At 57.5% G+C, this 13,939-nt stretch carries 11 protein-coding genes; 5 read left to right on the top strand and 6 right to left on the bottom strand.

Features of this window, described 5'->3' with window-relative positions:
* Positions 1–177, top strand: a 177-nt coding sequence (locus GSQ83_RS29670) for a putative PEP-binding protein (RefSeq protein WP_174246729.1), incomplete at its 5' end; no start/stop codon positions are given.
* A gap of 32 nt (positions 178–209) precedes the next feature.
* Positions 210–440: a hypothetical protein gene (locus tag GSQ83_RS22765; RefSeq protein ID WP_158805161.1), complete on the top strand. Its 231-nt coding sequence runs from the start codon at positions 210–212 to the stop codon at positions 438–440.
* Between the two features lie 254 nt (positions 441–694).
* Here the strand turns inward: GSQ83_RS22765 and GSQ83_RS22760 are convergent, their stop codons facing one another.
* The 5 genes from GSQ83_RS22760 to GSQ83_RS22740 form a co-directional block, all read right to left on the bottom strand.
* A complete protein-coding gene (locus GSQ83_RS22760; RefSeq protein WP_158805160.1) occupies positions 695–1,228 on the bottom strand; it encodes a VOC family protein in 534 nt (177 codons plus the stop codon).
* Positions 1,229–1,344: 116 nt separating this feature from the next.
* Positions 1,345–2,163, bottom strand: a complete 819-nt coding sequence (locus tag GSQ83_RS22755) for an ATP-binding cassette domain-containing protein (protein WP_158805159.1) — start codon at positions 2,161–2,163, stop codon at positions 1,345–1,347.
* A 5-nt stretch (positions 2,164–2,168) separates the two neighbouring features.
* Complete coding sequence (locus GSQ83_RS22750; protein ID WP_158805158.1) at positions 2,169–3,218, bottom strand: ABC transporter permease; 1,050 nt, start codon at positions 3,216–3,218, stop codon at positions 2,169–2,171.
* A 49-nt stretch (positions 3,219–3,267) separates the two neighbouring features.
* Entirely contained in the window at positions 3,268–4,332 is a 1,065-nt protein-coding gene (locus GSQ83_RS22745; protein ID WP_254065848.1) for a substrate-binding domain-containing protein, read from the bottom strand.
* Positions 4,333–6,006: 1,674 nt separating this feature from the next.
* The gene (locus tag GSQ83_RS22740; RefSeq protein ID WP_158805157.1) at positions 6,007–6,507 is read right to left on the bottom strand and encodes a hypothetical protein; all 501 of its coding nucleotides are present in this window, start codon (positions 6,505–6,507) and stop codon (positions 6,007–6,009) included.
* Positions 6,508–7,889: 1,382 nt separating this feature from the next.
* On the opposite strand from GSQ83_RS22740, the gene GSQ83_RS22735 reads away from it, so the two are divergent.
* The 3 genes from GSQ83_RS22735 to GSQ83_RS22720 all read left to right on the top strand — a co-directional run bounded on the left by GSQ83_RS22735 (position 7,890) and on the right by GSQ83_RS22720 (position 12,256).
* Entirely contained in the window at positions 7,890–8,915 is a 1,026-nt protein-coding gene (locus GSQ83_RS22735) for a replication protein RepA (RefSeq protein WP_158805156.1), read from the top strand.
* Between the two features lie 1,866 nt (positions 8,916–10,781).
* A complete protein-coding gene (locus tag GSQ83_RS22730; RefSeq protein ID WP_158805155.1) occupies positions 10,782–11,435 on the top strand; it encodes a ParA family protein in 654 nt (217 codons plus the stop codon).
* 572 nt (positions 11,436–12,007) lie between these two features.
* On the top strand, positions 12,008–12,256 hold the full coding sequence (locus tag GSQ83_RS22720; protein ID WP_158805153.1) for a hypothetical protein: 249 nt from the start codon (positions 12,008–12,010) through the stop codon (positions 12,254–12,256).
* Between the two features lie 1,295 nt (positions 12,257–13,551).
* Here the strand turns inward: GSQ83_RS22720 and GSQ83_RS22715 are convergent.
* A complete protein-coding gene (locus GSQ83_RS22715; RefSeq protein ID WP_158805152.1) occupies positions 13,552–13,830 on the bottom strand; it encodes a GNAT family N-acetyltransferase in 279 nt (92 codons plus the stop codon).
* Between the last annotated feature and the right edge of the window lie 109 nt (positions 13,831–13,939).

Here is a 13,939-nt window from a genome sequence, read left to right as displayed (position 1 = left end):
ACGAAACCGAAGCTCAAGCTCGGCATTTGCGGCGAGCATGGCGGCGATCCGGCCTCGATCGCCTTCTGCCAGGAGGTCGGGCTCGACTATGTTTCCTGCAGCCCATACCGCGTGCCGGTTGCGCGTCTGGCCGCCGCACAGGCCGCACTCGGCGTGTCACGTGACCGCATTGCCTGAAGGTCGAAATGCCGTCTTGACGAAACCTAGAAATGATGGCCGCTGAGAAGCACCACGATCAAGATGATAGTCAGGATCGTTCCAATGCCGACGCCTCCGTGGCCGTAACTAGTGCGGCCGCCGCGATAGCCGTAGCCGATACCATCGCCGAAAAGATGACAGCCAAAACAATCAGCACAAAGAGCAGCATTAGAGGCATCACTATTTTGAGCGATAGGATGTCTCACGGTGACCCGTTCGTGCCCAGCGAAATCGGTAGCTGAACTCACTCCAAATTAAATACCCGTTCATGCGACGCTTATCGAGCGACGGCCCGCACCGGACGATTTGAATCATGGCGCTTATCCGCGGCGCGTACTGAGGCTCAGTTTGAGGCCGACCTACGCACCAGGAGAGGGTAGTTGTTCCTCTTATGATCCAGCTGACAGGCCTAAGCCTGCGCTGCCGTCAGAACACCGGCGGCAGCGCAGGCTTAAAGTCGGAACGATAGTAGGCGGCTTGCGAAGCCGCTCCGCGTTCAACTGTCGCGCGGGTCCCAAAGACGGCCGGAGAAGTCTGCTTCGTAACTCTTGCCCTTAGGATAGCTCACTAGTTCCATTTGCATTCCCCAGGGCGTAATGAAGTAGACCCAGTTCTCGCCGCCGCTAGGACCTTCGGTCTTGAACTCTGGTTCGCCAAAAATGCGCACACCCTTTTCGCGCAGGTAGTCCGTGGCTGACACGATATCGTCAACGTAGAAGGCAAGATGGTGTCCGCCGATGTCGCTGTTCCGTGGCTGGGTTTTGTTCTGATCGTCCGCCTCATATTGAAAGATCTCAAAGTTCGCGCCATTTTTGCATCGCACCAGGCGAATGTCGCGGATACGCGCCCTCGGGTCGACCCCGAGTTTATCGCGCATACGCGTGCCCTTGCTATCCTCCTGCGCGCCAAGCGAATAAAAAATCTCGCAACCAATGACATCACGAAAGAAGGTAACCGCCTCCTCAAGATCCGGCACGGTAAATCCGACGTGGTCTGTGCCCCGAAGGCCTGGAATACCAGATGGAGCCATAGTCATTCCCTCCAACGTTTTGAAATTCGCCGTTGCGGTGTCCCAACCGCAACGGCTGAGTGATGAGTGTCAGTGCGGCCAATGAAGCCGTTGGCACGGCTTCACGACAAACCGCGTTAGTTCACCGGCGTGGGACCCCGGGCGTCCCCACGATGCAGCTCATGCTGCAGCGCGTTGAGACCTGCGCCACCCGCCATATGGAACATGAGATCGTCCAGGCTAAGTTCTGAACGAGGGGCATCGAGCTCAACCTCGCCGCGCGCCAGAACCATGAAGTGATCGCCGACCATATAGGCGTGATGCGGGTTGTGCGTGATGAAAATCACACCGATCCCCTGCTCCCTCGCCGCCTGGGCGATGTAGCGCAGCACGATGCCCGATTGCGTCACGCCAAGCGCCGCCGTCGGTTCGTCGAGGATCAAGACGCGGGCGCCAAAGTGAATGGCGCGAGCAATCGCGACGACCTGCCGCTGGCCGCCGGAAAGCGTGCCGACGGGCTGCTCTAGATCGGACACGTTGATGCCCATCTGACGGAGTTCCACGTCTGTCTTATCCCACATCCCGGCGACATCCAAGCGCCGAAACGGCCAGGTGCCGGTGGTCATTTCCGAACCGAGGAAGAAATTCCGCCAGATCGACATAAGGGGAACCATCGCCAAGGTCTGGTAGACGGCGGAGATCCCGAGATCGAGAGCTTGGCGAGGCGAGGTAAAGTGCACGGGGTTACCGTCGACAGCATAGACGCCTTCGTCGTGACCATGGAGCCCGGCGATAATGCTGATGAGCGTGGACTTACCCGCTCCGTTGTCACCGAGAATGCAGGTCACCTCGCCTTGGCGAACGGATATGCTGACATCCTTCAGGGCACTGAAATTGCCATAGCTCTTGCCAACATTGCTGAGCTGAACGATGGGTGTTGAATTGCTCTTCGACATGTCATTTACCTCGAGCTTGCACGGGTTCGCAGCCAGCCGTTGAAGACCGTGGCCAGCAGCAGCATCGCGCCCACGAAGAACATAAACCAGTCGGGGTCCCAGTCGGCGTAGATCACGCCCTCCGTCGTCATGCCAAAAATAAAGGCGCCCAAAGCCGAGCCAATCGCTGAACCGTAGCCGCCGGTCAATAGGCAACCTCCGACCACCGCCGACGCAATGTATAGAAGTTCGTTGCCGATACCGGCGCCCGATTGCACGGTGTCATAGGCAAAGAGCATGTGCATGCCGGTGAACCAGACCGCAAGACCAACCAGCATGAACAGGCCGATCTTGACCTTCTTTACCGGGATACCGACGGCGCGCGCACTGTCGCCCTGCCCGCCCACTGCGAAGATCCAGTTGCCAACCTTGGTGCGCAGCAGGACCCAGGTGCCGAGAAGCGCGAAGATAATCCAATAAATGATGGCGATGCTGATCGTCACGCCACCGATTGTCAGGCTGGAAGCAAAGACGGCATGCGCCGAGTTGAAGCCGGTCATGCCGGAGATGTCGTCGGTTGCGACGTTGCCCGTCAGGAGCTTGGTGACAGCGATATTCAACCCCTGAAGCATCAAGAATGTCGACAATGTCACCAGGAAGCTATGAAGCTTGGTCTTGACCAGCAGATAGCCGTTGAGCGCACCGATTCCCAATGACAGGACCAAAGCGGCAAGGACACCAATCCACACATTGCCAAAGACCTCCGTCGTAAAAATGGCAGCGGCAAGGGATGAGGCGGTGACGGCAACTCCGGCGCTTAGGTCGAATTCCCCTCCGATCATGAGGAGCGCGACCGCCACCGCCGGAATCCCCAGAGTCGCTGACTGGTAGAGAATCGTCGTGAATGCGGCCAACTGCCGGAACGGCGGCGCCATGACATAGAAGAAGATGAAGACGAGAATGACGCCGCCCAGCGCGCCGACTTCCGGCCGCTTGAGTACCTTCTTCCAAAGTGCTTGATGCGCCACCTGGCGACGCACAAGACGAGGTTCGACTCCTTGTGTGATTGTAGTCACGTTCCCTCCCCTGCGGCCCTATGCGCCGCTATTGGTTGCCCTATTGATTTTATCGGGTGCCTTGCTTCGCGAACTTCGCGACCTGATCGACATTCGTCTTATCGACGAAAGCCGGGCCAGTCAGGACTGGGCCACCGCCGCCGACGACATCGCCGTTAATTTTGTAGAGCCACAGCAGATCGACGGACTCATAACCTTCGACGAAGGGTTGCTGATCAACGGCCCATTGCAGCTTGCCTTCCTGGATGAGCGTCACGGCGCGTGGCGTAAGATCGAATGTTCCGACCTTTGCTTTGCTATTGGCCATGCTGACGGCAGTGAGCGCTGTCGGTGCGAAAGGTGCGCCCAGTGTCACGACATAACCAACGGTCGGATCCTGCTGAAGCTTCGCAACGATACGGGACTGGGCAGTCGCCATGTCATAGCCGTTCACATACAGGACGACGAGATTTCCCTTGAAGCTCTTCTTAATGCCATCGCAGCGCTCTTCGAGCTGGACCGCGCCCTGCTGTTGATCGACGCAGACCGCGCTCTTGATGCCTTCAGCGTTGAGTTTCTCACCCACTGCTTCACCGGCAACTGTCTCGTCTTGTCCGACATAGGACATGAGACCAGCCTGCTTCCAGTTGTCCCCACCAGCATTGAAGCCGATGACCGGAACATTGGCATCTTCCGCCTTCTTGACCATCGGCGAGAGGGTGTCCGGGAAGGCCAAGGTCAGCGCGATCCCGTCGACATGCTGCTGCAGAACGTTTGTCACCAGCTGCGCCTCGCCAGACGCGGTCGGATTGGAGAGGTAGATCAGCTTCACCTTATCTTTCGCCGCGGCGGCCTGGGCGCCCTTCCGGATAATATCCCAGAAGGTGTCGCCGGGCTGCCCATGCGTGATCATCGCGAAGCTAAAATGCGGCGCAGTGGCCGCTGAACCTGTTGTTGGACTGAACAGCCCGGCAGCGGCGAGCGCGGCGCCAGCCGCGGCGGCGCAGATGTTTTTTTTGTTATTGCGAGTCATTTTTTCTTTCCCTTTTCGGTTTGGCTCACATTGAAGCCCGTCAGCAAACGAAGATTCACTCACCATACAGGACGTATTCCCGCAGGGGCCGACAGGCACCACAGTTGTAAATATTTCCTGTCTTGCCGCGGTTCGATAAGTAAGCAGCCGACGTGCACGATCCGCTTCTCTCAACGTATGAGGCTACCGCTAACAAACAACCTGAGCCGTGCACTTTGAACCAGGCCAGCGCGTTGCAACCCGAGCATGGTCAAGACCACTGCCACGACGTAGATGAGGGTTATCCCCGCACCGAACGCATCTACAGAAGATGCTGGAGGCTCCAGCATAGCGCTTCTATAAGCCCGCGGGCTTCTCGGCTGTGTCGCCTGAGTATCGCAGGTACCAGCTAACCAGCTGATATCTGGAGACCGGACCGCAAGTTTGGCGGCATACCGGCGGCAACCCCAGAGGGGGCCTTGATAATGAATATTCCTCCCTGATCTGTTGAGCAACTTATGTTGCAGAATTTGGACCTCGTCAACAGTTTTTGCGGCGCGTCATGTGCTCCTTCATCCCCACCTCGGTCCGAGATCCCTCCAGCACGACCCACAAGCCGCCATGGTCAGAGCAGGGTCAGGATTGTGACTTCTACCGCGGTCATCTCGAACAACGGGCGAAGCGCCGTCCCGCGCGGAACGCGATCGCGCGCCTATCAAGCGCGCGGTTTTGGGGCTTTGCCCCGAGTACGATCAATAGACCCTGTTGGCCGATTTTCGCGCGAGCCACCAGTCAGACCTTCTGCCGGCTCGGAGCGGCTCAATTCTATTTCAGCGGGAGACCCCCTGCTACTTTGACAGCCAGGGGTAGGGACTTCAGTCACGTCCGAGGACGGATGCTGCGTCAACAGTCCAATTAGGCATTGTTCTTTTATCGGTGAGATGCCCAATATCACGGGCTGACCGGAAGACCGAGACGACTGATCGCATAGCCCAGGCTGCTGGCAACCCCACTCTCCCAAGCGGCACGTCAACGGGCCATGACCAATCGGACCACACGGGGATTTTGATCGATTGAGGCAATGGCATGGGCGAGAAATCCTTCGGCACCCAAGAAGTCGATGACTTCCTCGAGGAGATTCTCCTACCGTTATATAGAAGTTTCTTAGTCCGCAGCGCATCACCGCGCCGTGCAGTAATATGCCTAACTATAGCCTATCAGTTGTATGAATGGACTAATCAAGCGAGGTTTTCTGAGGAGGATTTTGCACGTCGCTATCCCAACGAAGCGTCGGTGGCTTGTTTATTTGTGATAATCCGCAGCATCGTAAATGGCACAAGACGTTTTCGGAAACACTCGAAAGCCACTACCACGACCCGGACCCAACCTGGCGTCTCTTCGCGCATATCTAGCAGCTTCGCCAAACCTCTTGTGATTACTCTCGACGACGGAAGCGAACTCAGCGCCGAAGACTTGCTCGCGGAGATCGTCGGTTTCTGGAAGAGGCAAATGTAATAAAGAGTTTGGTCAAGATGAAGCGACGCCGCCCCCGTAGGTAGGCGGCAGTGCTTCCCCTTTAACGCGGGCGTAACAGATGGGTTGGCAGACGTTGCTCTATTGACCGGGAATCGGTCTGTTCCCAATGGAGTAGTGCCGCAGAAGACTCGGTGCAAAGCTGCGTCGACCGCCCGAACCGGAAGGGTGTCTCGTCGCAGTCGAGGGTGGGATGAACTGCACCCTGTTTCGACCGGACACCGGCCATAGCCGGAAGGCCCAGGCACAGACCCGGTGTTATACCTATGTCCGACACGTTTCTCGCATAGAGATCATCACCGGAGTCGTTCGTCGGCGGCACCCATCCCTGCCCCGCAGCACCACCAGGCAGGCTTCCATCAGCGCGACATAGCCGCCCTCTCGCGGCACGGCCGCTGGCCGCCGGGCAAAAACATCCAGCCCAAGCTGCGGCCGCTGCTGCTGCCAGACCCCAGCGTCCCGCATCGCCGCCAGGTCGTCGAGGGCGGCGCAGCTCCACCGCCGCATCCTGTTCCGCTGCCGCGGCGGATTCCGGACGAACGACTGGATCGTTCCCCAGTGCCGCCGCAGCCAGGCGATGCTCGCGGGGTCGTCGGGTCCCTGCCGGGGGTGCGCATAGGGCACGGGCAGCAGCGCATGCAGGTCGAACGGGCAGGCGCGGCTGCGGCCGGCCGCCGCGATCACCCGCTGCTGATAATCTTCGACGGCCGCGCAATTGCGGCGCCAGCACGCGGGCGGCGGCGATTCGCAAGCCGGGCGAACCATCCGGCGGCTTGACCAAGGAAAGCACGCGATCCTCCTCCGCGAGATCGAGGTCCGGCAAGTGCCAGGGAATAGCCCCGCCCCTTCCGCCGCCAGCCGCAGCGCCGCGACATCCTCCGCCGGTCCGCTGACGACGAGATCGTGCCGCAGCCAGTCGGCTTGCGGCAGTGTCAGCGTCGACGCCGCTCGCGAAACCTCCGCGGCCCTGCGTGCGAGGCTCGGCGGGCGTCTCGATCACGGTCAGAGATCCAGCAGCTTGGTTGGGCTGGCGGCCACGGTTTAACGGCGCGCCGCAGGTAAAGGCGCTTCGGCGTCAGGCGGCAGAACCGTGTGCTCCCCTCAGCCGCCATGCTGCCCACAAAGGGACCCACCGCCTGCCCCGCGACGCGGCCGCTGCCCTGCTCAGTCTCAGTCCATCCGGCGACTGTGGCAACTGGTTCTTCACGCACAGATAGGCACGGTAATATTCGAATTGCGTGAAGTTCACTGCAGTCGACGGCCTCGAATATGTTGATTTTCTTTCTTATCCGCCTGGAAGGCGGCTCACATAAAGCTTGCCGAGGATTGCCCTCGCGCCGCAGCGCACCATGCCAAACGTCCTCTCGGAACGCCGAAGCTCAGCCGCTTGATTTTTGTCACGCCGAGGGAAGCCGAACCGACAACAGCTCATGTACGAAGCCGTCAGTTCAAAGGCGATGGTGAGACCCCCTGCAAGTAGTGGTCGGAACTGGTTTCTCGTTATCCACAGATGACTTCGGTATAAGAGGTTATCCACAGATGAATCCGTCTTAGCGTCTTGCTGAATTCGGGATCGCGTTCAAACTATCTATGCTGAATAGGGTACAAGAGCGCCAGTTTTACCTGCTGAATCCGGTATCATACTTTACCTATAATAAGTCCTATAAGATTACCTATATCAGGGCAGTTTTCCCCGAAGTTTGGAACATCGCTTGTACCGAATTCAGCAGGGATACGAGCTCGGGGAAACCTACCAAATTCAGCAGAGGCTTCTGAAAAAAGATCCCCGATTCAGCAGAGAACCTACCGGATTCAGCAGCCACCATTTAACGGCCTGCGAAGTTAAGTCACTGAAATGGCTCAGAAGGCTTCCCTTCCCCTCATCCAGTTGGGCCTCGAGTCGAGCACAGTCCCTGCTGATTCCGTTAGGAACGCGCGATCTGGGGCGAGAAACTGCTGATTTCGGTATGTTCGAGCTCGGTGGCATGACTGGCTCCATGCTGAATCCGGTAGGTTAGCGAGTTTCTCTTGCTGCATTCGGTAGGTTTCAGGCAATGGGAGGTGGTTTTCCCAAATTATGCTGATGTCACATACCCACACCGAGCTGTAAGGTTCTGATCTGGAACCGTGATCGGTAGGAGTCGGCGATGAGCGACGTCTCGCAGCAGTTGGAGATCCTCGGCCTCGATGAAAGCCTCCGCCTCGCGGCAGCAGAAGGCCGCACGGCAAGTGTTCGCTCCAGGTTAACAAATCGGATTGAGACTGTGCATGATCTACTGAGTGCAGTTCCGACAATTGGCGATCTCTCGTTCCTGCATTCCGGGCTGGCGCAAACCTGCCTCCCACACTCACGGCCAGACTCGAATCACCAATATTGGAAGCGTCAGTCTGGTCGCTTTACTCTGATTGTAGTGCCAGGAGTTATCTCCGAAACCAAACAAAACTCCAAAAAACTAAAACCACCATCAGGAGATGACTCGACGTCCGGCTACGTAGGCGTCCCGTATGGACCGAAGGCGCGGCTTATTATGATTCACCTCCAGACGGAAGGCCTGAAATCCAGGACTGTCTCGCTCGGGTCAAGCCTCAGCGCCTTCCTGCGTTCGCTTGGACTATCTATTAGCGGTGGTCCGCGGGGCTCCGTCACCGCCGTGCGGGAACAATGCATGCGAATTGCCAGGTGCAGCTTCTCCCTGGAATGGAGCAATATTTCCGAATCTGGGCATGAGAAGACCATTATCTCCGATACAAAGATTGTTGAGGGTTTGGAGCTTTTGAACTCCAGCCGAGACGACTGGTCGGGAACCGTCGAGTTGAGTGAGAAGTTTCACTCTCACCTAAAAGAACACGCGGTGCCTTTAGATAAACGGGGAATCGCGATCCTCGCTGGAAACTCCCTGGGCCTCGATTTATATGCCCTATTCGCTTACCGGCTTCCGCGCCTGACGACAGACGTCCACCTGCGGTGGGAGCACCTTCAAAGCCAACTAGGCTCAGAGTCGCCGACAGCTAGGATTGCGCAAAACATCAGGCAGGTCATGCCTCACGTACTCACGGCCTATCCTCACGCAAATATCGAGGTTACGAGAACCGGCATCACCCTCAAGCCCTCACAGCCCGCTGTGCCTCGGACAATGGTCCAAGGCTTCAAGCTTCTGGAAACTAATTTATAAGCTGTTACGAGCCGGTTCAGCAACCAGCGCAGGATCATGTACGATCTCGATTGGCAGTCGACCGAGGTCTTGAGATAGTCGGCTTCCCCTCGCCGTCCCGTCGCATCTTTTTAACCCCATTTCATCAGAATCAGCAGGTTGACGCCGGTTTAGAGCGAACGGAGCAACGGGCTCGCCATCATCGCCAGCGCCAACCCCAGAGCGACAACCAGCCGCGTAACGCTCTGGGAAACCACCAACGAGGTACCACAGACTTTATTGCGAGCCGACAGCTACCACAAATTCACGTTGCAACCATCCCATTCAGATGACCGTCGGGCTCCGCGGGGCCCCTTCCCTCCTCTTATTTTCTCAGCTCGGCCCCATCACCATCTTCAATTCGTTTGCACGAGGGAGCCTAGCATCGTACCCGGCGACCGTTCAGCTCTTTCACGGTACCCCGTAGCCTAGTCTCGCCATTAAAAGATCACACGATCGGCCATCCGACACCGCTCAACCCCCAAAGCGCGCGAGCAGACCCCGTGTTTTCATCCCACCAGCCAGCTCGTTGCCATATCGTATCGATAGCGTGACTTGCTTAGGATCACGGCTCACGACCTCCTCTGCAGCGTAGTTCATGCAACAACACGTAGCGTGCGAACCAAGCCGGCATGGCTTCGAGCGCACTATTATGTTCAACGCTCGATCGCATGATCCAGCGCCCACACCGTCACGAAACTGAAGGTTCTTCTATCACGCCAACGTGCACCTTGCACACGTCCGGCGGACCGGCGCGAACTTTGTCTAACCATTGACAGTGACGCGCGCTTCGATAGTCAAAAGAAGCAGAGGCGCTGAAAAATGTCAGTCAGCCGCCGGTCGCCAGCACGATTCTATATTCGGTCCCGTACGGATTAGACTTCACGGCGGCGCTCGCGCGCGCTGGGCGCCGCTTCTCGTCGTGACGCGTTTCTCACCACTGAGACACAGGTCTGATTTGGCTGCAGTTCTCGAGCGTGTTCATGCGCCGGCAGTTGATGTACTTTGGCGTCAGTCGAGCGTGCGGCCATACTTAGAGTCTCAATGCGCTGTTTTACCCAAAAGCAGTCTTCACAATCGCTCGTGATCGCTTCGCTGCCCGCGCACTTCCTCACCAGTGCGAGGACAGAGCTCGATCATAAATATGGTGCGGCCAAAATAGCTTGTGGTCCCCAGAAGCTCCGTTCGACCGGTGCTCGCAAGTGGATAAAGAGCAACGGCGTCGCGGCGGTCACTCAGCCCGAGGTGATAGAGGCCGAACGCCGAAACACTTGCGCGAAAGCCATCCAAAAAGCTCTCGGAACGAGAGTATTGCCGATGCTTCTGAGCTGACTGACGTACAATGTTCGGCCTACTATTTTTCATGAACTTTCCCAACGCATATTGTGGCATCATGCAGCGTCGTTAACTTCCAATATTTATGCGTTGGGCCGCTCTCAAAAAAACTCTCCGTTTTGGCGGCGCTTACCGTAAGTTCGTCTTTTAACAATTGGCCGACCGAACTGTCCCCGCGCCGTCGCGCCACGCTCTACGGCTTGGAAAGCGACACGCATACATTCTCAGTTCTCTCTCATAAGGCGGCGGGCCGCATTGCTGCTTCAGCAAACCCGCCGGCCAGTGACGCGCCGGCACTCGAAGTGACCAGCCGATTCTTACACGTGGGCTCCCCCGGTGGACAGCGGGCCCCACTTTAGCTTGGGACACGAACGAGATACGAGAATGCTAGGGCCGCCGAAGCGCTGACCGGTCAGTGTTTTGAGTGAATAAGGTCGCGAAGATTCCTAACGCGTCAGTATTTTCTTCCACACTTGATGTGCTGATGCTAACAGATCTTGGAGAGGAGACATCATGGTACTTCGTGTTCTAATGACATCCCCGAAAGGTGGCGTCGGTAAGTCGATGATGGCGCGCAACCTGGCTGTGGCCGCTGCCTGGGATGGAATCAAGGTTGCGACTGCCGATCTTGATCCACAAGCTACACTAACGATTTGGTCAAGGCGACGGCCCAAAGACGTCCCTCAGATACCGCACTATCGTGTTGTTTGGGATGAGGCCGACGCGCTACTCGATGATCAGGAGCTTTCTTTGCATGACGTGATCATGATCGATACGCCGCCGTCGATTGAAACGCAGCCGAGGGCGTTCTCTGAGCTTTTAGCTGCCGCAGACGTTACGCTTGTGCCTTGTCGCCCGACGTTTGATGATGCTGAGAGTGCGGCGCCGTTCCTAAGGCATCTTCGGGACGAAGGGAAAAGGGCGGTTGTCGTGCTAAATTTCGTGAAGCCGCGAGTAAATATCAATGCAGTGAAGTCGTATCTGCTCGAATATGGCGATATCTGCCCGGTCGAGGTCGCTGATCGCACCGACTACGCCAGAGCTGCTGCAAAGGGACTGGGTTTGATCGACGTGCCGAACCACGTGGGCGCCGATGAGATTGGTGGCGTGTGGAAATTTGTCAAAGGTCAAATCTGGAGGAAACGTCGTGGCAAGACTAAGGGTTGATAACGCTCCGCCGCCGGTTCTCCTTGAAGGCGATGTTCGTGTTCAGGCACTACAGACGGTTCGGTCTGAGCCGATCAAGGCGGACGACTATGTGCATGCGATCAACACGCTTTGGTCGAAGGCCCACGCAGCCTTTCTTGACATCGGGCGCCTGTTAATCCGAGCCAAAGAGCTTCTCCCGCACGGTGAATATACCGCGGCAGTTGAGGGACGGCTTCCGTTTACCGCTCGAACCGCCTATCAGCTTCGAGAAGCCGCTCGTTGGGCAATCGAAATGGATGCGAGCCGGGCCATACCTATGTCCCGACTGCCAGGGTCTTATTCGACAATCTATCTGCTTTCGACGCTTGATCCGCCAACCCTCGAGGCCGCGGAGGCTGAGGGGCTGGTGCGACCTGAGCTTCGCCGGTCCGAATTAGTCGCGTGGCGCAAAGAAAAGACCCGCCCGAAGCGGTCTGACTTAATGGAATTAGAAGTGAGGCGAGACAAGCTGCGACGAGATCGTGATCGACTCGATCAAGAGATAAGGCAGCTAGAGGAGCAGTTGAAGCGGGCAGGGGGGCGGTGAGCCCTTGCTAGAGAGCCTTCACAAAGCGATCCGCGGTGCCGTCATCGTCATCGGCCACGCCCTGATCGCCTCCGTGCTAGTGATCTGCTCGGCGGCGGTCGATCACCTGATCCGGTATCTAAATGGCGGCCAGGAGATGTTGGTGTATAATCGTCTGCCACTGTCCTACTTGTTCCAGACAGTAGACGTGGCCATGATTGGGGTGTTCGGCGTATTTGGTCTGATTGAGGCCATTAGGATTATGCGTGAGTAGGGGCGAATGAGCCAGTATCGGGCGGACCTGAATGTAAGAACGGTGCTCCCTCCCAAGCCGGGAAGGTGGCTGTGGTCCACTCTGCGCATCTACCTTTTGGTCCTCGGCACGGTTATCGCAGGCTTTTTCTTTCTTGCAGGGTGGCTGGCCGCGCCCGGCCAGCGAACTGGCCAGCTCGTCTTCCCCCTAGGGGCATTGGCCGTTTTGACGGCGGGGATTGTGCTCGATCGCTGGTGGCGAGGTCGCCATCAAAATTTGAAGAAGCATCACCTACCGGGGTCTCAAGGTCGCCTGTGACTTATGTCGCTTAGCTTTGCCCTCAGGGCGTAGCCCACCGCATCAGGGATGATGAGCGTCGCTTTATCCCCGCTGCCGGCAAGTTTTGGGAGTCTTAGCGGCGTGGACGAAGTAAGGGGGGAGCGTCTCTCTTTTCAATCACAAAGAGACTAGCGATATCTATGATGGTCGCTTCCGTTGCCATCTATCTGGAACAAGCTGGAAGCGGCCAACCGACGGCACAATATAAGCTCTAGAACCCCGTAGAATGCCTAGTTGTGGCGATGAAAATCAGCTCCATAACGTTTGCCATCGTCGCGGTCTTCGACTTTAACAAATTACAGGTCTAATCAACGCCTTAGCCATTTGGGGCTGCATGCGTGTGCCTAGATAGGCACGGTAATCTATAATTACCGTGCCTCTACATTAGGGGAGGGCGGGTTGCCATTTTCGGGGCGGACCTCCGGGGGCCGGTCCCTACTTGTATCCGTCAGTCCGAGACGGCCCGGAGGATCCGGAACAGGGCGTATCGTCGCCAGCGCCGGACGCAGCAGGCCGCCCCTGACCATCCACTCGTTACGCCGCGCCGAGCGCCTAAGACCCCAGCTACCGAAGCGTCTGTCACTCCCAAGGCCTGCGTTGCCCGAGCCAGGCGAGGAACCAATCCCCGTACTGGTGCCATAGTAGGTGTCGATGTCAGTGCTCCGCCGGTCATCCCATAGGCTGGTTTCATGAGCCGCATAGGCGGGCGCGCCTTCCAGTCAACTGCGATCGACGTTGACCACGAAACCGCCGGCCTGCGGATCATTGGTGGGGAAGGGGTGGCACGTTGAGCCAACGGCAGCCCTTCGGAGAAGGGCCGCCTCAGCCGCTGCTTCCGTATGCGTGGGTAACCTCAGGCCGCGTTCCAGGCAAGTGCTACAAAGCCTGATCTCGTTTCGAATGCAGCGTGCTTCTGCTGAATGGTCACGGTCCTCTCCAACGACTACCCACGGCTCGAACGCGCTCGCTGTAGATCGCTAGCCATCGACGAGGCGATTATACTCCGGATGGCGCGCGGCAAATGCGCTCATGAAAGGGCATTTGGCGATGATTCGGGCTCCCCGTGTATCGATCTCATCGAAGACCAGCCGTGCGAGGCGGGATCCTACGCCCTGACCTGAAATCGCGAACGGAACCTCTGTGTGAAGAAGAACGTATTTACCACCTTCAATAGAGTAATAGGCGACGGCCATATCGTCGCCGATAGCCATTTCGAACCGGTGGCCCTTCTTATTGTCAACAATCGTATCGCTCATTCGCTCTCCCTTTCGAAACGTCTGTCGGCGTTGGGTGTCGGAACGCCGCGCATGGAGGCTCGGGATCCTGTCAAACGGTAACCAGACCACACCGATCGTCAATGGGACC

The organism is Acidisoma sp. L85 (assembly GCF_009765865.1).
Taxonomy (GTDB): Bacteria; Pseudomonadota; Alphaproteobacteria; order Acetobacterales; family Acetobacteraceae; genus Acidisoma.
Note: the sequence above shows the minus strand (reverse complement) of the source record. Positions and strands in the feature narration are given on the sequence as shown.